This window comes from Albidovulum litorale, assembly GCF_025751495.1.
Taxonomy (GTDB): Bacteria; Pseudomonadota; Alphaproteobacteria; order Rhodobacterales; family Rhodobacteraceae; genus Albidovulum; species Albidovulum litorale.
On the sequence record NZ_JAOWKZ010000001.1, the window covers coordinates 175,825 to 196,515 of the forward strand.

20 protein-coding genes and 1 tRNA gene are annotated in these 20,691 nt (G+C 61.8%); 10 read left to right on the forward strand and 11 right to left on the reverse strand.

The window, feature by feature from the left end; genetic code table 11:
• Positions 1-10 precede the first annotated feature (10 nt).
• Both pdxA and rsmA read left to right on the forward strand, forming a co-directional pair.
• Positions 11-985 carry a 4-hydroxythreonine-4-phosphate dehydrogenase PdxA gene (pdxA, locus tag OEZ71_RS00825; RefSeq protein WP_263738036.1) on the forward strand — a complete coding sequence of 325 codons (975 nt, stop codon included), beginning with the start codon at positions 11-13 and terminating at the stop codon, positions 983-985.
• The gene (gene rsmA / locus OEZ71_RS00830; protein ID WP_263738037.1) at positions 985-1,839 is read left to right on the forward strand and encodes a 16S rRNA (adenine(1518)-N(6)/adenine(1519)-N(6))-dimethyltransferase RsmA; all 855 of its coding nucleotides are present in this window, start codon (positions 985-987) and stop codon (positions 1,837-1,839) included. The genes pdxA and rsmA overlap by 1 nt, the downstream gene beginning before the upstream one ends.
• A 481-nt stretch (positions 1,840-2,320) precedes the next feature.
• Here rsmA and arsB read toward each other — a convergent pair whose 3' ends face one another.
• The 7 genes from arsB to OEZ71_RS00865 form a co-directional block, all read right to left on the reverse strand.
• Positions 2,321-3,358, reverse strand: coding sequence for an ACR3 family arsenite efflux transporter (arsB, locus tag OEZ71_RS00835; protein ID WP_263738038.1), 1,038 nt, complete (start codon positions 3,356-3,358; stop codon positions 2,321-2,323).
• Positions 3,359-3,730: 372 nt separating this feature from the next.
• Positions 3,731-4,372, reverse strand: coding sequence for a DUF4167 domain-containing protein (locus OEZ71_RS00840; RefSeq protein ID WP_263738039.1), 642 nt, complete (start codon positions 4,370-4,372; stop codon positions 3,731-3,733).
• A gap of 268 nt (positions 4,373-4,640) precedes the next feature.
• Positions 4,641-5,498 (reverse strand): peptide chain release factor N(5)-glutamine methyltransferase, encoded by an 858-nt coding sequence (gene prmC / locus OEZ71_RS00845; RefSeq protein ID WP_263738040.1) that lies wholly within the window; start codon positions 5,496-5,498, stop codon positions 4,641-4,643.
• 52 nt (positions 5,499-5,550) lie between these two features.
• On the reverse strand, positions 5,551-6,606 hold the full coding sequence (prfA, locus tag OEZ71_RS00850) for a peptide chain release factor 1 (protein ID WP_263738041.1): 1,056 nt from the start codon (positions 6,604-6,606) through the stop codon (positions 5,551-5,553).
• Positions 6,607-6,813: 207 nt separating this feature from the next.
• On the reverse strand, positions 6,814-7,278 hold the full coding sequence (locus OEZ71_RS00855; RefSeq protein ID WP_263738042.1) for a DUF1499 domain-containing protein: 465 nt from the start codon (positions 7,276-7,278) through the stop codon (positions 6,814-6,816).
• Between the two features lie 2 nt (positions 7,279-7,280).
• A complete protein-coding gene (speB, locus tag OEZ71_RS00860; protein WP_263738043.1) occupies positions 7,281-8,246 on the reverse strand; it encodes an agmatinase in 966 nt (321 codons plus the stop codon).
• Between the two features lie 226 nt (positions 8,247-8,472).
• Positions 8,473-9,633, reverse strand: coding sequence for a M20 aminoacylase family protein (locus tag OEZ71_RS00865; RefSeq protein ID WP_263738044.1), 1,161 nt, complete (start codon positions 9,631-9,633; stop codon positions 8,473-8,475).
• Between the two features lie 63 nt (positions 9,634-9,696).
• On the opposite strand from OEZ71_RS00865, the gene mazG reads away from it, so the two are divergent.
• Positions 9,697-10,641 (forward strand): nucleoside triphosphate pyrophosphohydrolase, encoded by a 945-nt coding sequence (gene mazG / locus OEZ71_RS00870; protein WP_263738045.1) that lies wholly within the window; start codon positions 9,697-9,699, stop codon positions 10,639-10,641.
• An 81-nt stretch (positions 10,642-10,722) separates the two neighbouring features.
• The gene (locus OEZ71_RS00875; RefSeq protein ID WP_263738046.1) at positions 10,723-11,730 is read left to right on the forward strand and encodes a Fe(3+) ABC transporter substrate-binding protein; all 1,008 of its coding nucleotides are present in this window, start codon (positions 10,723-10,725) and stop codon (positions 11,728-11,730) included.
• Between the two features lie 85 nt (positions 11,731-11,815).
• Here OEZ71_RS00875 and OEZ71_RS00880 read toward each other — a convergent pair whose 3' ends face one another.
• Together OEZ71_RS00880 and OEZ71_RS00885 are read right to left on the reverse strand one after the other, a co-directional pair.
• Entirely contained in the window at positions 11,816-12,718 is a 903-nt protein-coding gene (locus OEZ71_RS00880) for a hypothetical protein (protein WP_263738047.1), read from the reverse strand.
• A 290-nt stretch (positions 12,719-13,008) separates the two neighbouring features.
• Positions 13,009-14,106, reverse strand: coding sequence for a LysM peptidoglycan-binding domain-containing protein (locus tag OEZ71_RS00885; protein WP_263738048.1), 1,098 nt, complete (start codon positions 14,104-14,106; stop codon positions 13,009-13,011).
• 264 nt (positions 14,107-14,370) lie between these two features.
• Between OEZ71_RS00885 and OEZ71_RS00890 the strand changes: the two genes are divergently transcribed.
• Positions 14,371-15,312, forward strand: coding sequence for a nucleoside hydrolase (locus OEZ71_RS00890; protein WP_263738049.1), 942 nt, complete (start codon positions 14,371-14,373; stop codon positions 15,310-15,312).
• Between the two features lie 58 nt (positions 15,313-15,370).
• A complete protein-coding gene (locus OEZ71_RS00895) occupies positions 15,371-16,795 on the forward strand; it encodes a protein adenylyltransferase SelO (RefSeq protein WP_263738050.1) in 1,425 nt (474 codons plus the stop codon).
• A 13-nt stretch (positions 16,796-16,808) separates the two neighbouring features.
• Here the strand turns inward: OEZ71_RS00895 and OEZ71_RS00900 are convergent, their stop codons facing one another.
• Positions 16,809-17,456 (reverse strand): hypothetical protein, encoded by a 648-nt coding sequence (locus OEZ71_RS00900; RefSeq protein ID WP_263738051.1) that lies wholly within the window; start codon positions 17,454-17,456, stop codon positions 16,809-16,811.
• 65 nt (positions 17,457-17,521) lie between these two features.
• On the opposite strand from OEZ71_RS00900, the gene OEZ71_RS00905 reads away from it, so the two are divergent.
• A complete protein-coding gene (locus tag OEZ71_RS00905; protein WP_263738052.1) occupies positions 17,522-18,235 on the forward strand; it encodes an endonuclease/exonuclease/phosphatase family protein in 714 nt (237 codons plus the stop codon).
• On the opposite strand, the gene OEZ71_RS00910 is transcribed toward OEZ71_RS00905, so the two are convergent.
• The gene (locus OEZ71_RS00910) at positions 18,201-19,103 is read right to left on the reverse strand and encodes a DMT family transporter (RefSeq protein ID WP_263738053.1); all 903 of its coding nucleotides are present in this window, start codon (positions 19,101-19,103) and stop codon (positions 18,201-18,203) included. The genes OEZ71_RS00905 and OEZ71_RS00910 overlap by 35 nt on opposite strands.
• 121 nt (positions 19,104-19,224) lie before the next feature.
• Between OEZ71_RS00910 and OEZ71_RS00915 the strand changes: the two genes are divergently transcribed.
• The 3 genes from OEZ71_RS00915 to OEZ71_RS00925 all read left to right on the forward strand — a co-directional run bounded on the left by OEZ71_RS00915 (position 19,225) and on the right by OEZ71_RS00925 (position 20,620).
• Positions 19,225-20,202 carry a zinc transporter ZntB gene (locus OEZ71_RS00915; protein WP_263738054.1) on the forward strand — a complete coding sequence of 326 codons (978 nt, stop codon included), beginning with the start codon at positions 19,225-19,227 and terminating at the stop codon, positions 20,200-20,202.
• A gap of 54 nt (positions 20,203-20,256) precedes the next feature.
• Positions 20,257-20,330 (forward strand) — tRNA-Gly (locus OEZ71_RS00920).
• 50 nt (positions 20,331-20,380) lie between these two features.
• Positions 20,381-20,620: a hypothetical protein gene (locus tag OEZ71_RS00925; RefSeq protein WP_263738055.1), complete on the forward strand. Its 240-nt coding sequence runs from the start codon at positions 20,381-20,383 to the stop codon at positions 20,618-20,620.
• Positions 20,621-20,691: the final 71 nt, after the last annotated feature.

Sequence of the window (20,691 nt, forward strand, 5' to 3'; positions counted from 1 at the left end):
GGCAGCGGCCGTGACCACCGCGCCCATCGCCCTGACCTGCGGCGAACCTTCGGGCATCGGCCCCGAGATTGCCATGAAGGCGCGGGCCGCGCTTGGGGCGGCCCTGCCGTTTTTCTGGATCGGCGACCCCCGCCACCTGCCCGACGGCAGCACATGGCAGGAAATCAGAACCCCCGCCGAAGCGCATGACCTGCCTGCGGGCACCCTGCCCGTGCTGCGCCACGACTTCCACTCCCCGGCCCGGCCCGGCGATCCCGCTCCTGAAAACGCCGTCGGGGTGATCGCGGTCATCGCCCGGGCGGTCGATCTGGTGGCCAGCGGCGCGGCCTCGGCTGTCTGTACCGCGCCCATCAACAAGAAGGCGCTGAAGGATGGCGCCGGGTTCGCCTTTCCCGGCCATACCGAATACCTCGCTCATCTGGCGGGTGTTGACCGCGTTGTCATGATGCTCGCCTGCGACGCGCTTCGGGTGGTGCCGGTCACGATCCATATCCCGCTTTCCGAGGTGCCCGGTGCGCTGACCGCCGACCTTCTGGAAGAGACGATCCGCATCACGTGCGACGGGCTTATCCGGGATTTCGGCCTTGCCAAACCCCGGCTTGCCGTGGCCGGGCTGAACCCGCATGCGGGCGAAGGCGGGGCTATGGGGCATGAGGATCTGACGGTCATTGCCCCCGTCCTCGATCGGCTCAGGGCCGAAGGCATGGCGATCACCGGCCCCCTGCCCGCCGATACGATGTTCCACGCCGGCGCCCGGGCGCGCTATGACGCCGCGATCTGCATGTATCACGATCAGGCGCTCATCCCGATCAAGACGCTGGATTTCGCGGGCGGCGTCAACCTGACGCTCGGCCTGCCTTTCATCCGTACCTCGCCCGATCACGGCACCGCCTTCGACATCGCCGGGCGCGGCATCGCCGACCCGGCGAGCCTGATCGCCGCCCTGAAAATGGCGCGGGACATGGCGGAAAAGAGGGCCGGGTGATGGCGGCACTGGACGGGCTTCCCCCGCTGCGCGAGGTGATCGCGACCCACGGGATCGCCGCGAAAAAGGCGCTGGGCCAGAACTTCCTTCTGGACCTGAACCTGACGGCCAGGATCGCGCGGGCGGCGGGCGATCTTTCGAAATGCGATGTGCTGGAGGTTGGCCCCGGCCCCGGCGGGCTGACGCGCGGCCTTTTGGCCGAAGGGGCGCGCAAGGTGCTGGCCATCGAAAAGGATGCCCGCTGCCTGCCCGCTCTGGCTGAGATCGCGGACGCCTATCCCGGACGGCTGGAGGTACTGAACGCCGATGCGCTCGCCGTCGATCCCCTTGCGCATCTGACCCCGCCGATCCGCATCGTGGCCAACCTGCCCTACAATGTCGGGACCGAACTTCTGGTGCGCTGGCTCACGCCCCCCGCATGGCCGCCGGTCTGGCAGAGCCTGACGCTGATGTTTCAGAAAGAGGTGGCGGAGCGTATCACCGCCCAGCCCGGCGACAAGGCTTACGGTCGCCTTGCCATCCTCGCCCGCTGGCTGACGGACCCGCGAATCGTCCTGACGCTGCCGCCCGAAGCCTTCACACCTCCGCCAAAGATCCATTCGGCGGTGGTGCATATGACCGCCCTGCCCGAACCGCGTTACCCGGCCGATGGCAAGGTCCTGAACCGCCTCGTCGCGGCGGGGTTCAACCAGCGCCGCAAGATGCTCAGGGCCAGCCTCAAAGGTTCGGCGCCTGATATCGAGGCAAAGCTGGAGGCCGCCGGGATCAAGCCGACCGCGCGGGCGGAAGAGATCGGTCTTGAAAGCTGGTGCCGGCTGGCGCGGATCGTCGCCGCTTCTGGCAGCGGCGCTTAGCCAAAAGTAACCTTGGCGGGCCGTGTTGGTCCGCTTTGAGCCCAATTTGTAGGTTTCTGCGATCAGTACGAATGCCAGCTTTCGTTGAATGCTTATGCAAATTGACCGCTAGTCGCCGGATGAATTGCATTCCTGCAAAGGAGGGATCTTATGCATCGCGGATCGCGCTCTGTAGCGCAAGCTTGGCCATAGAGACCTTGTAGCAGTCTTCGAACTCAGAGCAGCTGACGCATTCGTCCCATGCTGCGATATCTACGTCAACACTTCGTTGGCCACGTGAGAGACCAATATTTTGAATGCTGAAGGATAAGGCTTTTCCAACGTGCCGGCCAGTTAAGTCGCTAGACAACACATCTGGAAACATCGTCCCATGGCAGGTTTTATGTGTCGTCATGAGAGCTCACAGTTTTCTTAGTTCGGACCATTCTAACCCTTTAATGCTCAGCATTGCAGCATCGTTAAAGAGCTTATGCCTTTTCGCCTATGAAGTTTCAGGTTCAATGCCCTGTTTTGACGCGAAGTTCGAACGCGTGCGGTTTGCAAAAGCAACCAGTGAGAGCATCACGGGCACTTCGACAAGAACGCCAACTACTGTTGCCAGAGCTGCGCCGGACTTTAGACCAAATAGGCTAATTGCCACGGCAACGGCCAGCTCGAAGAAGTTTGACGTCCCGATCAAAGCGCACGGGGCCGCAATTCGATGTGGGACTTTAAGGGCATAGGCCGCCGCATAGGCGAGGGCAAAGATACCATACGATTGCAAAAGAATCGGCACTGCAATCAATGCGATGACCTGAGGATCCTCTAGAATGACCTGACCTTGCAGGCCAAATAGGATCACGACCGTCGTAATGAGACCGACAATCGACCAAGGTTTGACGCGCGTCTGGAACGCCTCAATTCGATCTGCTTCGCCCAATCGTGTCCGTGTCCAAAGGCCTGCCCCTAACGGCAGTGCTACAAACAGGATGACGGAGAGCACCAGTGTTTCCCAAGGCACAGCAATGTCTGTTACGCCCAAAAGGAAGGCAACAATCGGCGCGAAGGCGAAGACCATAACAACATCGTTCACCGAAACCTGCAAAAGGGTGTAGCTCTCGTCGCCACGGCTCAGTTGAGACCAGACAAACACCATCGCAGTGCACGGCGCGGCCCCTAAAAGGATCAGACCAGCAATATATTGCTGTGCATCCTCAGGGGCGATCAGGTCCGCGAAGACGACCTCAAAGAACAACACACCAAGCGCTGCCATAGTAAATGGCTTGATGAGCCAGTTGACGATGAGCGTGATGGCAAGGCCCTTGGGCTGTTTGACCACATCGCGGAGACTGGATGGATCCACTCCGACCATCATCGGATAGACCATTGCCCAGATCAACACTGCGACCACCAGATTCACACTGGCCATTTCAGCTGCTGCGATCGCAGAGACTAGGGAAGGTGCGATACTGCCGATAACAATGCCGGCCACCATAGCCAACGCGATCCAGACCGTCAGGTATCGTTCAAAGATGCTCATCTTGTTCCGGGTTCCTTGTATTCGTTCGGAAGTCGACTGGAGTCGATGGCAGCCGCGGCAACTGACGGATATTTTTTAATGACCAACTTGGGCCTAATGTCAAAAATTTCGCAAACCGTGGTAGATGCCACGCCAGCGATCCAGTCCTGCCACAGCAAAGACTATGTGTATACTGGAAAAGTACTAAGAATTTAGGGCTTTGTAGTCGGACATTAGGACTATGCCGAGCGGTTGTTATTCGCAAAGCCGACCTTAATGTTTTGGAGATGTACCGCTGCTTTGTCCGCTGAAGGGACTAAGAGGTGAACTGCTTCAACAATGAAAGACCGCAGCCCGGGGCTACGGTCTATAATGTCGCAAACATTAAATCCTTTACTCGGCCGCATCCGCAGGCGGCTCGCTGCCGCCATCCGAGGGCGCCTTCGCCACGTCCCGCTTCTCGCGCGGCTTGCGCGGCGCACGCTGCGCGCGCTTTTTCTCGGTCGGCGCAGACCCTTCTTCCGGTGCAGCCGGCAGTTCCGGCATCATCGGAGCCGAGCGGGCTGTCTGACGCGCCTCGGGGGTCTCAACCAGACCCGGCCCCTCATCGCCATCCTCGTCACGACCCGCCGACATGTCGGCGCGCGGCTGTTCGTTGCCGTCCCGATCGCTCCGGTCGTCATGACGGTGACGCTGGTTCTGGCGGTCGTTGTTCTGACCGCCATGATTATTGCCATCGCCCTGATTCTGGCCGCCCTGCGCCTGTCGCGCTTCCTGTTCGCGCTGCATTTCCTTCTGCGCCTCGCCCAGCATACGGGTGTAATGCTCGGCATGCTGCAGGAAGTTCTGTTCCGCCACCCGGTCATTCGACAGCTGGGCATCGCGCGCCAGCGTCAGATACTTGTCGATGATCTGCTGCGGCGTACCGCGGACCTTGCCCTCGGGACCGGAGGAGTCGAACACCCGGTTGACAACATTGCCGAGCGAACGCTGGCGGTTCGACTTCGAACGCGAACGGTTCTTGGATGATCTCATGTGCTTTCGTCTGTCCAGGCCAATGGGGCTATGCGCTGTCCTGCCCGGCTCCGCATCCTGCGCCGAATATCAACGGCTTGAGGCGGCGGTTTGTTCTGCTGGGCAAAGTGGTCCGGGCTGACGCGAAAGGTCCGCCCGTCACGCCCCCCTTAATGCATGATGTGGCAGGACGGGCAAGGGAAAATTGCTTCCTGTGGCGAAAAATCCCGTTTTTTCGCGACAATATCGGCACCTGCGGCAGATAGGCAGCGATTCTCCGGGACCCGGCTCACATTGCGCCGCACTCTCCGGGCGTGCCCTGCCGGATCGCGATAACCACCCGGTCTCGCCCATCGAGGTCGCGGCGGATGTCCGGTTCCTCAAAGCCCTGCGCCCGCAGCAAAGCAGCGACCGCTGCGCCCTGTGTCGGCCCGATCTCCAGCACCAGCCGCCCGCCCGCCATCAGCCGCGCGCCCGCCCCGGCGGCAATGGCGCGATAGGCGTCGAGCCCATCCCCCCCGGGCGTCAGCGCGCCCCTCGGCTCCCAGTCACGCACCTCGGGGGTCAGGCCCGCCATCTCGTCTTCCGCGATATAGGGCGGGTTGGAGGTGATGAGGTCGAACCGCCCCGTGACCCCGGCAAACCAGTCCGAGTGCTGAAACCGCGCGCGCCGCGACAGGCTGAGCCTTTCGGCATTCTCCGCCGCGACGGCCAGAGCACCTTCGGAAACATCCGTCCCCGTGCCGGTCGCGAAGGGCATACCGGCAAGACAAGAAAGCAGGATGCAGCCCGTCCCGGTACCAAGGTCCAGCATCTTGACGAAGGGGCGTTCCAGCGCTGCGGCCACCAGCAACTCTGTCTCGGGGCGCGGGTCGAGCGTATCGCGTGTCACCCGGAACTCGTGGCCATAAAATAACCGCCGCCCGGTGATCTGGCTGACCGGTTCCCGCGCCACCCGGCGCGTCACCAACGCCTCGAACGCTGCCAGCGCGGCAGACTCCATCGCGTCCGGCAGAATGAGCGTCACACGGTCGGGCGCGATCCCGAGAGCATGGGCCAATAACCGCCGAGCATCCCGCGCCGCGCCCTCGATTCCGGCTTCACCGAGCCGCCTGATTGCGGCGCTCAGCACCTCTGCCCCCGTCATCGCGCGGACCCGTCGCCGATGTTCAAGGCCAGAGGCCCGCGAACGAGGCGTCTCACGCCTCCATCTCCGCGAGTTTCGCGGCCTGATCCTCGGCGATCAGCGCGTCGGTCACCTCGGTCAGGTCGCCCGCCATGATCTCCGAAAGCCGGTAAAGCGTCAGGCCGATGCGGTGGTCCGTCATCCGCCCTTGAGGAAAATTGTAGGTGCGGATGCGCTCAGAGCGGTCTCCCGAACCCACCTGTGCCTTGCGGTCGGCGGCGCGGGCATCGTCCGCCTTCATGCGTTCCATATCGTAAAGCCGGGCCCTGAGCACCGCCATCGCATTGGCGCGGTTCTGGTGCTGGGACTTCTCCGATGAGGTCACGACGATTCCGGTCGGAATATGGGTGATGCGCACGGCCGAGTCGGTCGTGTTCACATGCTGCCCACCCGCGCCGGAGGATCGCATCGTGTCGATGCGGATGTCTGAGGCGGGTATGTCGATCTCCACATCCTCGGCCTCGGGCAATACTGCGACAGTCGCGGCAGAGGTATGGATACGGCCCCCCGCCTCCGTCTCGGGTACGCGCTGGACACGGTGGACGCCGGACTCGAACTTCAGGCGGGCAAAGACGCCTTCGCCCTCGATCCGCGCCATGGCTTCCTTGACCCCGCCAAGTTCGGTCTCGCTGAGTTCCAGCAACTCAAACCGCCAGCCCATGCTCTCGGCATATTTCTGGTACATGCGCAGCAGATCGCCCGCGAAAAGCGCCGCCTCCTCCCCCCCCGTTCCGGGCCGGATTTCGAGGATCGCGGGCCGCGCATCGGCGGCATCCTTCGGCAGAAGCGCGATCCTGAGCCGCGCCTCCATCTCGGGGATGCGTTCCTTCAGGCGCGGCAACTCGTCCTCGGCCAGGGCCCGCATCTCCGGGTCGGACAGCATCGCTTCGGCCTCCTCCAGATCGGCCAAAGCCTGCCGGTAAGCCGCAATCTCGGCCGTCACCGGTTTCAGTTCGGAATATTCGCGAGAAAGCGAGGCGATTTCGGACGGGTCGGCACCAGAAGACAACTTCGCTTCGAGGAACTCGAAACGCCGTGTGATCTGGTCGAGCTTGTCCAAAGGTACCATAGCGGCGGTTTGACCTTTCGCCGGGCGGCGGTCAAGGGGGAGAGGCCGGGAGCTGCCTGCCCCCGGACCCCCGGGAGTATTTTCAGACAGAAAGTGCGCAATTGGTGGCGGATATCTGTCGGGACGGTGTCGGTACAGATGCCATACGCGCGCCAGACGGAGGCCAGACGGTGCTTTTTGGCCGAAACCTCGGTTTTGATCACAGCCCTAACGGGCCGTTAACTGCCCGAGCCAGTCGCGGAGTCGGGCCGCGTTGACGCCATGGTCGCCGCGACCGAAGCGTAGGCGGGCATGGAGGATCAGAGCCGTTGCCGAGCCGTCGTCACGCGCGGTGGCGGTCGTGTAGTCGGGAAAGCCGAATATCCTCGACCGCGTGATCCATGTGATCATGCCCTCTTCGGGGCTGCCCGCCAGCTGCACGGTGCGCGCTGTGTTCAGGGCAATCTCGTCGAGGTCGGAAAGCACGTCCACCGGGCTCTTGCTAGGCACCGTTACGGCGGCCGTCGCGCGCCCCTTTCCCGCGATCACCGCGTCGGCACCGGGGGGAAAGAATGCCCATGCGCTGCCACCGGAGAGTTCCGGGGCCACATGCCACCGCGCCGGGTTGGAGGGGGCAAGGCGAATATAGACCATGCCCCCGACGACGATCATAAGAAGAAGGGCAAGCGCCATCCTCATCCCTTCCGCCGCGTCCAGCCGTAAAGACAGATCAGCTCATGCGCGACATGGGCACCGGCAATCGCCGTCGCCCCGGTCGTGTCATAGGCGGGCGAGACCTCCACCACATCGCCGCCGACCATGTTGATCCCCGCCAGATCGCGCAGGATCGCCGCGACCTGCCAAGAGGCGAGCCCGCCCCAGACCGGCGTGCCGGTTCCGGGCGCAAAGGCAGGGTCGAGGCAGTCGATATCGAAGGTAAGGTAAGTCGGGCGATCTCCGATTATCCCCTTGATTATCTTCACAACGGCGGCTGAACCGGTCTCGTGCACCTCGCGCGCGTCAATCACGGTGACACCCATGAAGTCGTCATTATGGGTCCGGATGCCAACGTGAACGGAGGTCTTCGGATCGACGATGCCGGACTTGATCGCCTTGTAGAACATCGTTCCATGATCAATCCGGGTGAAATCGTCATCGACCCAGGTGTCGCAATGGGCATCGAAATGCAGGAGCGAGATCGGCCCGAATTTCTCGGCATAGGCCTTCAGGATCGGGAAGGTGATGTAGTGATCGCCGCCCAGCGTCACCGTCCCCGGCCCGGCAGCAAGGATGCCGCGGATATGGGCGGTCAGCGTATCGGGGAAATCCGAGACCTTGGCATAGTCGAAGGCCAGATCGCCGTAGTCGACGATCTCCATCTCTTCCAGAGGCGAATAGCCCCATCCATAGGGCGGATCGCAGGGCTGAAGGGCGGAGGCCTCGCGCACAGCACGCGGGCCGAAGCGGGTGCCGGTGCGGTTCGTCACCGCCTGATCGAAGGGCACGCCTGTAATCGCCAGATCGACACCGGTCAGGTCCTTCGAATAGCGCCGGCGCAGGAAACTCGTGGCGCCACCAAAGACGTTTTCATAGGCAAGGCCGCGTCTTTCGGCACGGGTAAAGGCGAGGTCAACCTCGCGTTTCGCGTCTTCCAAAGCCATGGGATGGGCTCCGTGATTGGGGTCTGGCGTCATTCAAGCCGGAGACGCCGCCGATCCGGATGGATCCAAACCATGCGATTTCCGCGGATTCGTCAAGAGTTTTGATCAAATTCTGAGATGAATCGGCTCCTTCCAACCGATATCTAGATCATAATATGTTGATTTTATTAGAAATAATCAGACTTATCGAGTCAACCAGACATCCAGCCGCTATCGGCGCAAACGGTCACACCGGCTGCGCCCGCTCCACCAACCGCGCGAAGAAACTCGCCCCGAAGGGGGCGGCCTCGTCGTTGAACTCATAGGCAGGATGGTGCAGACCCGGCCCCTCGCCCTGACCCAGGAAGAGATAGCACCCGGGTCTCTGTTCCAGGAGGTAGGAGAAATCCTCCGCCCCCATCTCGCGCCCGGCATCGTCGGCGACACCGGCAGCCCCGGCAACGTCGCGCGCAACGTCTGCAGCGAAGACGGTACGGTCGGGGTCGTTCACGGTCGCCGGATAACCCAGTTCATAGTCTATATCGGCAGAGACGCCGAAAGACGCCGCCTGTCCTGCCACGATTTCCTCGAACCGTTGTTTAACCTGCATCCGCACCTTTTCGCTGAAGGTCCGAATCGTCGCGCCGAACCAGCCGGTTTCGGGGATGATGTTATTCGCCGTACCGGCATGGATCTCCGTCACCGAAACTACGACTTCATCCAGCGGATCGACATTCCTGCTGGCAATGGTCTGAAGTGCGCCGACCATGCCGACCATGGCCGGGATTGGGTCGATGCATTCATGGGGATAGGCGCCATGCCCACCTCTTCCGGTGATCTTTACCTTCGCGGTATCGACGGCAGCCATGATCGGACCAGGCGTTGTGACAAAGCGGCCGAGGGGAACGGAGGGCGTGTTATGGAGAGCATAGACTTCACCGATCCCGAATCGATCGAGCATGCCCTCGCGCACCATCACCTCGCCACCGCCGCCGTCCTCTTCCGCAGGCTGGAAGATCAGCGCCACACGGCCGCGGAAGCGACGCGTCTCGGTCAGGTATTTCGCGGCCCCGAGCAGCATCGCGGTATGGCCGTCATGGCCGCAGGCATGCATGACGCCCGGCACGGTCGAAGCATGGGGAACCCCGGTTTCCTCAGTGATCGGCAAAGCGTCCATATCGGCACGCAACCCAATCGTCGGCCCCTCGCCCTGCCCCTCAATGATCGCAACGATGCCGCTCGTTGCGATACCTTCATGGACTTCGTCAACCCCGAAGTCCCGCAGGCGGTCGGCGACGAAAGCCGCAGTCTTGTGACAGTCAAAGCGAAGTTCGGGATGGGCATGCAGATGGCGGCGCCATTCGGCCATCTCAGGCGCGAAATCGGCGATGCGGTTAAGGACGGGCATGTGGACTCTCAGGGCGCGAGTTGCGAATACTGGCCACATGACCGCAATTCCGGGATAATCGCAATGACCCTCAACCGTGCCGCTTCGGACCGACTCGTTCACGATCCCGAGGGCGGGGTGCCGCGACTTCTGGAAATCATGGCCCGGCTCCGGGACCCGGCAAACGGTTGCCCCTGGGATATCGAACAGGATTTCGCGACTATAGCACCCTATACGATCGAAGAGGCCTATGAGGTCGCCGATGCAATCGAACGGGGAGCATGGTGCGAACTTGAAGGCGAACTTGGCGACCTTCTTTTCCAGACGGTCTATCACGCGCAGATGGGCAAAGAGGCCGGACACTTCAGCTTTGAAAGCGTTACGAAGGCCATCTCAGACAAGATGGTCGCCCGCCACCCGCATGTCTTCGGCGATGAAAGCCGAGAGAAAACGGCCGAACAGCAGACCCGCGACTGGGAGAAGCTGAAAGCCGCCGAACGCGCGGGCAAAGCCGAGCGGGGAACACTCGACGGTGTCGCAGTCGGACTGCCCGCGTTGACCCGGGCGGTCAAACTGCAGAACCGCGCCGCGCGCGTCGGTTTTGACTGGCCTTCCACCGACGAGGTGATCGACAAGATCACGGAAGAGGCGCGTGAATTGAACGAAGCACGGGGCGGGATGAGCGCGGCTGAGGTTTTCGAGGAATTCGGCGATCTTCTATTCGTCATCGCCAACCTTGCCCGTCATCTGAAGATCGACCCGGAAGCCGCCCTGCGCGCCGCCAACACAAAATTCACCCGCCGCTTCCGCGCCATCGAAGCGGCCCTTGCCGAGCGGGGCAAAAGGCCCGAGGACAGCGATCTGGCCGAGATGGATGCGCTTTGGGACTTGGCAAAATCGCGCGAAAAGGCAGAGGCGGCTCGGCTTTGTCAACAGCGGGCCGATGACCCGCAAGGGCGCATGGCCGAAGAACGGCAAAAGCTGGCTGAGGAGCACAGTCATCAACAGCAGGCTCAGCAGCGGCAATAATTCTGACTTCTTTAATCAGGTATTGACGCCCGCCCTTCGCTCGGCGATAAGGGCACAAATATCTGACTAAAGGAGTCGACTATGCTCACCCGCACCCCACTCTTCGCGCTGTCGATGATCGCGCTCGCTGGCCCCGCCCTCGCGGAAGAAGTTAATGTCTATTCGCTGCGCCAACCGGAGCTTGTGCAGCCCCTCTTTGACAAATTCACTGAAGAAACAGGGATCGCCGTCAATGTCGCCTTTGTTGAAAAAGGCATGGTCGAGCGGTTGGTCAGCGAAGGCGACCGCAGCCCCGCTGACCTCGTTATGACCGTCGATATCGCCAAGCTGTCTCAAGTTGTTGAAGCAGGCGTAACCCAACCAGTCATGTCAGAGGTTCTTGCGGCGAATATTCCCGCCGAGTTCCGCGACCCGGGCAACCAGTGGTTCGGCCTCACCACCCGTGCCCGCGTCGTCTATGCCTCCAAGGACCGCGTCGCCGATGGCGAGGTGACGACTTATGAGGACCTCGCCGATCCAAAATGGCAGGGTCGCATCTGCACCCGTCCCGGCACGCATGACTACAACCTCGGCCTGATGGCGGCGATGATCGAACATCACGACGCCGGTTATGCCAAGGAATGGGCCACCGGCCTGCGCGCCAACCTCGCCAAGAAACCCGAGGGCAACGACCGGGCGCAGGTCAAGTCGATCTGGGCGGGCGAATGCGATATCTCGCTTGGCAACACCTATTACATGGGTGCGATGCTGAACGACCCCGAACAGGTGGACTGGGCCAATTCGGTGCGGATCGTCTTCCCGACCTTCGAGGACAACGGCACCCATATGAACGTTTCGGGCGTGGCGATGACCAAGGCCGCCCCGAACAAGGACGCCGCCCTGAAGCTGATGGAATTCCTGTCGTCGGACGAGGCGCAGGCGATCTATGCCGAGACCAATTACGAATTCCCGGTCAAGCCCGGCGTCGCGAAGTCTGACCTGGTCGCAAGCTGGGGCGAATTCACACCCGACAGCCTGAACCTGATGGATGTCGCGAAATCGCGGCCCGAAGCGCTGAAGTTGATGGAAGAAGTAAACTTCGACGGATAATGAATTGAACTAAAAAGATAACGGCCCCGGCATCCACGTGCCGGGGCCTTTGTTTTGCTCGTTCGGTTCTGCCAGACTCGGAAACCTACTCGGCGGCAACGGCGGGCATCGCACCACCAATAAGATCGACCCCCGGAATGCGCGCCAGCGTGTCGAGATCGGCGACATAGCGGCCACGCAGATCGGCCAGTTGCAGACCCGCGAACCCCTGTTCGATTCCGGTCTGGGGCTGGCGGGAATGGAAAGCGAGAATTCGGTCGCGCTGACCGGGGGCGAACCGGGCACCCTGCCGGTAATGGCGCTGGATCATCGCGACAGCGCTGTCGGTCACGGGCGGTGCCGACGCAGACATCAGCGGATCATTGAGCCTCAGGCCGGGAACGAGATGGGCCATGATCTCTAACGGATGCGGCCGCGTCGCCAAGACTGTAACCCTGCTTGCCTCAAGCCCGTCGCGCAGAGCTTCTACAACTTCAACCCAGCCGCCGGAGAAGTTTGCCATCGCTGTGGCATATTCTGCGAATGGCTCCACCAACCGGTCGAGCGCGAAACGCCGCCACGCGCCGACGTACAGAGCGTCATACGGAACGACGGCAATGACGAGGTGGTCAACAGGCTGACCCAGAGCCGACCGCAGCACCTCTGCCCGGCTCCGCGCAGCAGGGTAGAACCGGCCATTGAGAAGGCTGGCCATGCGGCCGGCTAGATCGTGTTCTGACAGGATCAGGCCACGGCGTCCCTCATCCGGTGCAGGGATCGCGTCGGTCATCTGGCTGGAAAACGCCTCGGCCGCGAGGCCTACATGGCGCGGCTCGGGGAAAGCGCAATCGAACGTCCCGCCCGGCGCACCACCGCGGCCGGGATAGGCCAAATCGTACCCAGCTGCGATGATCGCATCACGATTGACGCCAATGAAACGCTGAAAGTCTTCGGCTTCACAGCAATGCGCACCCGCATGGACGAGAATCTCGTAGGACTCTGTGGTCATTGATGTTGCCTTCCCCAGATCGTTTCCACGCTCGCAACCAAATGTGGTTTATGTTTGGCAACTTTGGGTTGCTGCCTTGGCGGTGCGACTTTCGAATCGTTTCAAGGGGTTCGGACGGGATGCTCACTTTGGGGTTCGGACGGGACCCATTTCCTTGCCTTGGAGTGCTACGGCCCGGAACACCTGCGCCGGCAATGGAGACAGCCGGTATACTGAACGGATCGACGGAAGCCCTCCAGACAACAAAACCCCGACCGATGGCCGGGGCTTTTATTCGGGAACGGGCCGGATTACCCTTCGTTCAGCTTGTCATTCGCCTCTTTCAGCGATGATGAGATGACATCATACCACTCGCCCGATTCACGCATCTGCAGCAGACCCGCGTTCAGCATGGCCAGATATTCCTTTCCGCGCGGGTTGGACTTGTGGGACATCGCCGAGATTTCCTGAATCGACGTGACATAGGTGTTTTCCACGACCTGATCGGCGATTCCTAGGTCCTTGATCACCGAAACGGTTGCCTGAGATTCCACGGTCGCGATGTCATAGGTGCCGTCGATCAGTCCCTTGAAACAGTCGGGGATCATCGCCGGGATCGACACGGTAATGACGGGTTCGACCAGCCCTTCGGCATCGAGGTCATGCAGCGAGTAACCCTCGGGCCGGCAGATTCGCGCACCGACGAGATCCTGGAAGCTCTTGGCGTCGGCATAAGGATTGTCCTTGGCCGCGAAGAAGCCGAAGACCGCGGTGTAAAGAGGCTCGGAAAAGTCGAATTCCTCACAGAATTCCCGGGTCAGATCAGAAACGTTGCTGAGATCGGCGCAATCGGGCGCATACCAGGCGACTGAAATATCGAAGGCGTTCGTCGGGATCAGCGTTGTCAGATGCGAATCCCAGTCGTCGATCCAGTCGATACGGAACTTGCGGTCGGGTGCGGCACGGCGCATCGCGGTTGAGGTCAGACGGATCAGGAAGCCGCCGCCGGTCAGTCCTTCGTCGGCGAAGGGATACCAGTCGCCGCCAGTCAGGAACTTGATCGTGGGCTTGTATTCCCCGGCCGCGACGATCTGTTCATTGCCGGTCAGGCTTTCATCCTCCGTGAGCTCGGCCAAGCTCTCTTCGACGGTCTTGCGGCCATCCTTGCAGGGGATCACGAGTTTGGTGCCCGCAACCAGTTTGTTCGGGTTGCCGATCGCACCGGAATTCACGTTAAAAAGCGTCTGGTAGTCTAGAACACCATATGCCGCGACCGAGATCGATCCGAGCGTATCGCCATCCTTGACTGTGTAAGTCGAACATTCTTCCTGCGCGGCAACCGATCCGGCCGCGAGAGTCGCCAGCAGGCTGACAGCCCCGGTCCGGCAGATAGCAGAGTAAAATTTCATCATATTTCTCCTTCACGCTTGCGTCATGCGTGTGCTCTGGCACCTTTCAAGGTAGATTCGCGGATGTGTATGTTTATTCGTAACAATTACGATGACACCGCCACTTGAAGGAGGTAGTCGCACCAATAACGATGTCGTTTTTTACTGAAATAGTGTCCATTTTAGGGCGGCATTTTGCACTCGACAGTTAATTTGATCATTTTTTTTCTGCAGATGGACAATGACTGATACAAGGTTCAACCTGCGACCAAAGGAGCGCCCCGGATGACGAAGAGCAGAAAGATCATCATCGACACCGATCCCGGGCAGGACGACGCGGTCGCGATCCTGCTGGCGTTGGCCTCACCCGAACTTGACGTTCTAGGCATCACAACGGTGGCGGGCAACGTGCCGCTTTCACTGACTTCAAGAAACGCGCGCATTGTCTGTGAACTGGCCGGGCGACCTGACATACCGGTCTATGCTGGCTGCGAGGCGCCGCTCGTCCGCCCGCTCGTTACGGCGGAATATGTACACGGCAAAAGCGGCCTCGATGGTATCGTCCTGCCCGATCCGAAAATGGCGCTGACTGACGGCCATGCGGTCGACTTCCTTATCGAAACGCTCCGCAAGGAGGCGCCCGGCAGCGTGACGCTTTGTCCGATCGGCCCGCTGACAAACATTGCCACAGCCCTGCGGCAAGCGCCCGACATCGCCCCCCGCATCGCCGAGATCGTGCTGATGGGCGGGGCCTATTTCGAGGTCGGCAATGTGACACCTGCGGCCGAGTTCAACATCTATGTCGACCCGGAGGCCGCCGGTATTGTCTTCAAATCCGGCGTGCCGCTCGTCGTCATGCCGCTTGACGTCACCCACAAGGTGCTGACGACACGGGCACGTGTCGAGGCGTTCCGGGGCCTCGGGACGCAGGTTGGCCACGCCGTGGCAAGCTGGACCGATTTTTTCGAGCGCTATGATATGGCGAAATACGGGTCCGAAGGCGCACCACTGCACGACCCCTGTACCATCGCCTATCTGCTCAAACCGAATCTGTTCACCGGTCGACACATCAATGTGGAGATCGAGACCGAGGGTCGCTTCACAACCGGCATGACGGTTGCCGACTGGTGGCGGGTGTCGAATCGGGAAGCCAATGCGATGTTCATCGGCGATGTCGATGCCGAGGGCTTTTATGCGCTCCTGACCGAACGCCTCGCCCATCTGTGAGACAAGGAACGGCTTTTCTTTCGACCGCATCGGCCTATCTATGGGTAAAGGAGCGCCGATGACCCTGACCCTGCCTTTTGACAATTCCTATGCCCGTCTGCCGGACCGGTTCTATGCCCGTCAGACAGCTGTCCCTGTCCGGGACCCAGGTCTTATCACGGTCAATGCGGGGTTGGCGCGATCCCTTGGGCTTGACCCCGAAATACTGTCCTCCGCAGAGGCGGTCACGTCGTTTGCCGGAAACGCAACGCCCGGCGGAGCAGAGCCGCTGGCGCAGGCCTATGCCGGCCATCAGTTCGGCGGCTGGTCGCCGCAGCTTGGCGATGGCCGCGCGCTTTTGTTGGGTGAAATCGTCTCCCCCGAAGGGCAGCGCTTCGACATTCAGCTCAAAGGCTCCGGCCCCACGCCCTTTTCTCGCCGTGGCGACGGGCGGGCCTGGATCGGGCCGGTGATCCGCGAATACATCGTGTCGGAAGCGATGGCTGCGCTTGGCCTGCCGACGACCCGCGCGCTTGCCGCGGTGACGACAGGCGAACCGGTCTGGCGTGAAACCGCCCTGCCCGGCGCGGTTCTGGTCCGCGTTGCAGCAAGCCATATCCGTGTCGGCACGTTCCAGTATTTCGCAGCGCGGCAGGACACGGAGGCGTTGCGTCTGCTGACCGACCATGTCATCGAGCGGCACTATCCTGATGCCAAAACCCCGCTCGACCTTCTCGATGCCGTCACCGCCGCACAGGCAAGGCTGATCGCTGGGTGGATGAGTTTCGGATTCATCCACGGCGTGATGAACACAGACAACATGGCTATCTCGGGCGAGACCATTGATTACGGGCCCTGCGCCTTCATGGATGCGTATCACCCGCAGAAGGTCTTTTCCTCCATTGACCAGTACGGCCGCTATGCCTACGGCAACCAGCCGCGCATCGCGGTCTGGAACCTCGCGCAGTTCGCTTCGTGCCTGTTGCCACTGATGGGTGAAGAGGAGCCCGCCATCGAGGCCGCGACCGCCGCGATCAACCGCTTTCCCGAGCTCTATGAGGCGGAATGGCTGAAGCGGTTCCGCGCCAAGATAGGGTTGGCGACCGCAGAAGACGGAGACGCAGCGCTGATCGAGGCACTGCTCACGCGAATGGCCGAGGGCGGCGCGGACTTTACCCGTACTTTCCGGGGGCTATCGGACGATACGGCCGCGTCAGAGTTCGCCGATCCCAAGGCGTGCGGGGCTTGGGCCCGCGACTGGCGGGATCGGACCGCACGCGAGGCTGATCCGGTGGCGCTGATGCGCGCGGCCAACCCCGCCTTTATCCCGCGCAATCACCGCGTCGAAGAGGCAATCCAATCGGCGGTGAAAGGCGACTATAGTCACTTTCACCGGCTGAACGAGATTCTTGCGCATCCCTTCGACGATCAGCCTGACGCGGCTGAATACCGGGCGGCACCGACGGAAGAGGAAACGGTCACCCGCACGTTCTGCGGCACCTGACCCAACCGAGCGATCATCGGCGGAACTTGCGGAAGAACTGACGGTTCTTCTGCACGAATTCCTGCAATACACTCGTCAACCCGCCAACCTCCTGCCCCTTGAGGTACAGAAAACCAACGAAAGCGCCAAAACCGGCCCCGACAGTGTCGACGATCAGGTCCCACATCGTGTCGACAAGGCCGGTCTTCTGCATGTTCAGGCCAAAGGCCTGATCCATGGCGAATTCAAAAATCTCCCACATTGCGCCGATCGAAAGTGCAAAGCAGAAACTGACAAAGGCCACGGCCCAGGCAGGCGCGGCATAGCGGTCGCCTTCAAAGAGCATGAAGACAAAGAGGAACCCGATCAGACCGAAGCCAAGCGCGGAGCCGCCATGCAGGGCGACATCCCACCACCAGAACCGGTTGTAGAAATCAAAGGCCTCACCCAAAAAAATCGTCGCGAAGACGAAGATCACGATCCCGGCAAAGAACCGGACCGGTAGCTGAATGCCGAACCGGCTTTGAAAGAGAACCGGCAACAGTGACAGGCCGAAGGTCGAAAGCGATACGAAGGCAAGTGACCAGCGTGCGGTGGCAAGAGCGACAACAAAGGCAAGACAAAGCACCGTCCAGATGATCTGCACGACAATCGGCTGGCTGCGAACGCGGCGATACCACATGAGACTTAGCTAACCCCGGCATCCCGCTGCTTCAAGAGCGGCACAGGAACGCTTAGATCAGAAACATGTATCTGCGCCTCGCGTCATACAATGCACACAAATGCGTTGGTCTCGACCGCCGCCGCATCCCGATGCGCATTGCCGAGGTCGTGGCAGCGCTCGATGCGGATATTGTCGCCTTGCAGGAAGTCGATCACCGTCTTGCACCCCGCCGCGCCGCCCTGCCCAGAAATCTCATTGAAGGGGTGACAGGCCTGCGCACCCTGCCTTTCGCACCCGAGGGGCCAAGCCTTGGCTGGCACGGCCAGACGCTGCTTGTGCGCGCCGATCTGAGCGTCACTGCAATCCGGCGCATTATACTGCCGGGTTTAGAGCCGCGAGGCGCTGTATTGGCCGAGATTGACACCCATGCGGGGCCCCTGCGGGTTATAGGCGTGCATTTGGGGTTGATTAAACGCTACCGGTCGATGCAGCTTGCCGCCATCCGGGCAGCCATCAGTCGGCGCCGCGAAATGCCGACCGCGATCCTCGGCGATTTCAACGACTGGTCCGCGCGCGGTGGGGCCGAGGCGCTCGGGTCCGATTTCCGGCTGCACTCGCCCGGGCGCAGCTTCCCCGCCGCCGGGCCGATCGGGGCGCTTGACCGTGTCGCACTTGGGCACGGCCTGCACTTGCGGGACGCAGGCGTGCACAGCGCCGCCCCTGCCCGCATCGCCTCAGACCACCTGCCGGTCTGGGCCGATATCAGGATGGATGACGCCGCCGGGCCGGGCGATTGATCAGGATGATCCCGACCCCGACGAGCAGCGCCGCTACAACAAGCGACAAACCGATCTCCTCCCCCAGAAGCGCCCAGCCGAAGGCAACACCGAAAATCGGCGTGAGGAAGGAAAAGCTCGCCACACCGGCGGCGGGATAGATCGACAATAACCAGAGCCAGAACACGAATCCCGCAGCGACCACGACACCCCCCTGAAAGACCAGCCCCGCGATATGCAGCGGCACCAGATCGCGCAGAAGCGGACCGAAGAACAATGCCGCGAAGATCAGGACCGGGGCCGAAACCAGCACCTGCCAGAAAAGCTGCATTTCGGGCCGCACCTCTTTCAGCCGTGTCCCCCGGGCGATGAGTGCCAGCGTCGCCCAGCATATCGCCGCACCAAGCGCGCAGAGATCGCCCGTCAGACTGGCCTGGCCTGCGCCGGTATCGCGGTCGAGGATCGCCCAGGCGACGCCCGTGAAGGCAAGGATCAGGCCGACAGCCTTTCGCGGCGTAATCCGCTCGCCGGGCAGCACGAAATGCGCGGCCAGCGTCAGCCAGACCGGCATAGAATAGAGAATGATAGAGGTCCGTGTAACGGAAGTCAGGTCCAGCGCGATGAAGAGGCCGAGGAATTCGGCCGAAAAGACAAGTCCGATGGCGATGCCCGGACCCGCCATATCGCGCCGCAGCCGCGGCGGACGGCCACGCCACGTCATCCAGAGCCAGAGGCAAAGTACCGCGATGGCCGAACGCAGTCCGGCGAAGAAGACGGGCTGCAAGCCGCCATTGACGAATTTGATGATGACCTGATTGAAGGCGAGGAACGCCGAAAACCCGGTCAGCGAGATCGCCCCGAAGGCGTCGATCCTGTCCTTGCGCTCCATCCGCTCCCCTTTTCCCACGCAGACCCGATACCGGCACGCCGCCACTGTCAAGCATCCCTTTGCCGTTGCGCGCGGCTCTATTCCCCGCCAGCATCACGCCAGTTTAAGTCAGGAGCCCGCCATGCCGACCCTCGCCCCCATTGCCGCCTATGACATCCTGCCCGATGGCAAGGCGCGGGCGCTGGATCAGGACTGGCCCACCCCCGGGCCGGGATCGGATGCCGCCTGGCGCTGGATCCATTGTGACCGCACCGCTCCGGGCTTCATCGCGTGGAGCGCTGCACACCTGCCGCACCCGGTCCGCGCCGGTCTGATGCAGGCCGAGACCCGGCCGCATTTTGAAAGCATCGGCGATGGCTTTCTGGTGACGCTGCGCGGCATCAACCTCAATCCGGGCGAAGAAAGCGAAGACATGGTCGCGCTGCGTCTCTGGATCGGGCCGGGACTGGTTGTCTCGACCCGGATGCGGCGCATCTTCGCCTTCGATGACCTTGTGCGCGCGATGGCCGAGGGACAGGCCCCCGCCACCCCTGCTTCCTTCGTCGCCCGCCTGATCGACGCGCTGACCCTGCGGATCGAGGCGACAACGGCCGAACGCGAGGACCGCACCGACGAGATCGAAGAGATTCTGCTCGATGACCAACCAGACACGGTCGGCAAGGGTGAGATGGAGATCGCCCGCCTCGCCCGTTCGGTCATTAAGCTGCGCCGCCATATCGCGCCGCAACGCGAAGCATTGTCCCGGCTGGCAGCTGCCGAAGGGGAACTGTTCGGCAGCGTCGAGGGCTATGATATCCGGAATGCCGCCAACCGGACGGTAAGGGCGGTCGAGGAACTCGACACCGTGCGCGACCGCCTTGCATCGCTGAGGGCCCATACCGACAGCCTTCAGGCCGCGCGGCTCGGGCGCAACAGCTTCATCCTCTCGGTCGTGGCCGCGGTCTTTCTGCCGCTGGGTTTTCTCACCGGTCTTTTCGGGGTGAATGTCGCGGGCATGCCCGGCACCGACTGGCCCTGGGCCTTTGCCGCATTGTCGGGCGCCACGGCGGTGATGGGGCTTGGCCTCTGGCTCGTCTTCCGCTGGATGAAATGGTTCTGAGCCCTGTGCTAACCTCTTGCCTCATGCCGGGCCGCGCGGTAATCAGATCGCCACGCGGGTGTAGCTCAATGGCAGAGCAGAAGCTTCCCAAGCTTACGACGAGGGTTCGATTCCCTTCACCCGCTCCAATCCCTGTGACGACCTGTTTCAACATTAACTCGACTAGGGAGACATTCAGATGAAAAAGACGATACTTGCATCCGTGATTGCGGCCGCCCTCGCCGGTCCTGCATTCGCAGGACAGTGCCCTGCGTTGATGGCCGAAATCGACACTGCGATGGCCGCCAGCACCGCTGATGAGGCGACCAAGGCGCAGATCACGGAACTCTACAATTCCGGCAAGGCCAAACACGATTCCGGCGATCACGCGGGATCGGTCGCCGATCTGAACGCCGCGAAGGAACTTCTCGGTATCTGATCCAATTCCCGGCCGTTAACCCGGTTCCATTCCGCCGCCAAGGCGGATAGGAGGGGGTGCGTTTTTCCAGC

Bases quoted from the DNA above. Each gene is read 5' to 3' on its own strand.
- OEZ71_RS00925 (WP_263738055.1), top strand. From the start codon at position 20,381: ATGAAAAAGACGATACTTGCATCCGTGATTGCGGCCGCCCTCGCCGGT.
- OEZ71_RS00895 (WP_263738050.1), top strand. From the start codon at position 15,371: ATGACCCTGACCCTGCCTTTTGACAATTCCTATGCCCGTCTGCCGGAC.
- OEZ71_RS00840 (WP_263738039.1), bottom strand. From the start codon at position 4,372: ATGAGATCATCCAAGAACCGTTCGCGTTCGAAGTCGAACCGCCAGCGT.
- OEZ71_RS00875 (WP_263738046.1), top strand. From the start codon at position 10,723: ATGCTCACCCGCACCCCACTCTTCGCGCTGTCGATGATCGCGCTCGCT.
- OEZ71_RS00880 (WP_263738047.1), bottom strand. From the start codon at position 12,718: ATGACCACAGAGTCCTACGAGATTCTCGTCCATGCGGGTGCGCATTGC.
- OEZ71_RS00910 (WP_263738053.1), bottom strand. From the start codon at position 19,103: ATGGAGCGCAAGGACAGGATCGACGCCTTCGGGGCGATCTCGCTGACC.
- OEZ71_RS00855 (WP_263738042.1), bottom strand. From the start codon at position 7,278: ATGGCGCTTGCCCTTCTTCTTATGATCGTCGTCGGGGGCATGGTCTAT.
- rsmA (WP_263738037.1), top strand. From the start codon at position 985: ATGGCGGCACTGGACGGGCTTCCCCCGCTGCGCGAGGTGATCGCGACC.
- OEZ71_RS00900 (WP_263738051.1), bottom strand. From the start codon at position 17,456: ATGTGGTATCGCCGCGTTCGCAGCCAGCCGATTGTCGTGCAGATCATC.
- OEZ71_RS00905 (WP_263738052.1), top strand. From the start codon at position 17,522: ATGTATCTGCGCCTCGCGTCATACAATGCACACAAATGCGTTGGTCTC.
- speB (WP_263738043.1), bottom strand. From the start codon at position 8,246: ATGGCTTTGGAAGACGCGAAACGCGAGGTTGACCTCGCCTTTACCCGT.
- OEZ71_RS00915 (WP_263738054.1), top strand. From the start codon at position 19,225: ATGCCGACCCTCGCCCCCATTGCCGCCTATGACATCCTGCCCGATGGC.
- arsB (WP_263738038.1), bottom strand. From the start codon at position 3,358: ATGAGCATCTTTGAACGATACCTGACGGTCTGGATCGCGTTGGCTATG.
- OEZ71_RS00885 (WP_263738048.1), bottom strand. From the start codon at position 14,106: ATGAAATTTTACTCTGCTATCTGCCGGACCGGGGCTGTCAGCCTGCTG.
- prfA (WP_263738041.1), bottom strand. From the start codon at position 6,606: ATGGTACCTTTGGACAAGCTCGACCAGATCACACGGCGTTTCGAGTTC.
- mazG (WP_263738045.1), top strand. From the start codon at position 9,697: ATGACCCTCAACCGTGCCGCTTCGGACCGACTCGTTCACGATCCCGAG.
- OEZ71_RS00890 (WP_263738049.1), top strand. From the start codon at position 14,371: ATGACGAAGAGCAGAAAGATCATCATCGACACCGATCCCGGGCAGGAC.
- prmC (WP_263738040.1), bottom strand. From the start codon at position 5,498: ATGACGGGGGCAGAGGTGCTGAGCGCCGCAATCAGGCGGCTCGGTGAA.
- OEZ71_RS00865 (WP_263738044.1), bottom strand. From the start codon at position 9,633: ATGCCCGTCCTTAACCGCATCGCCGATTTCGCGCCTGAGATGGCCGAA.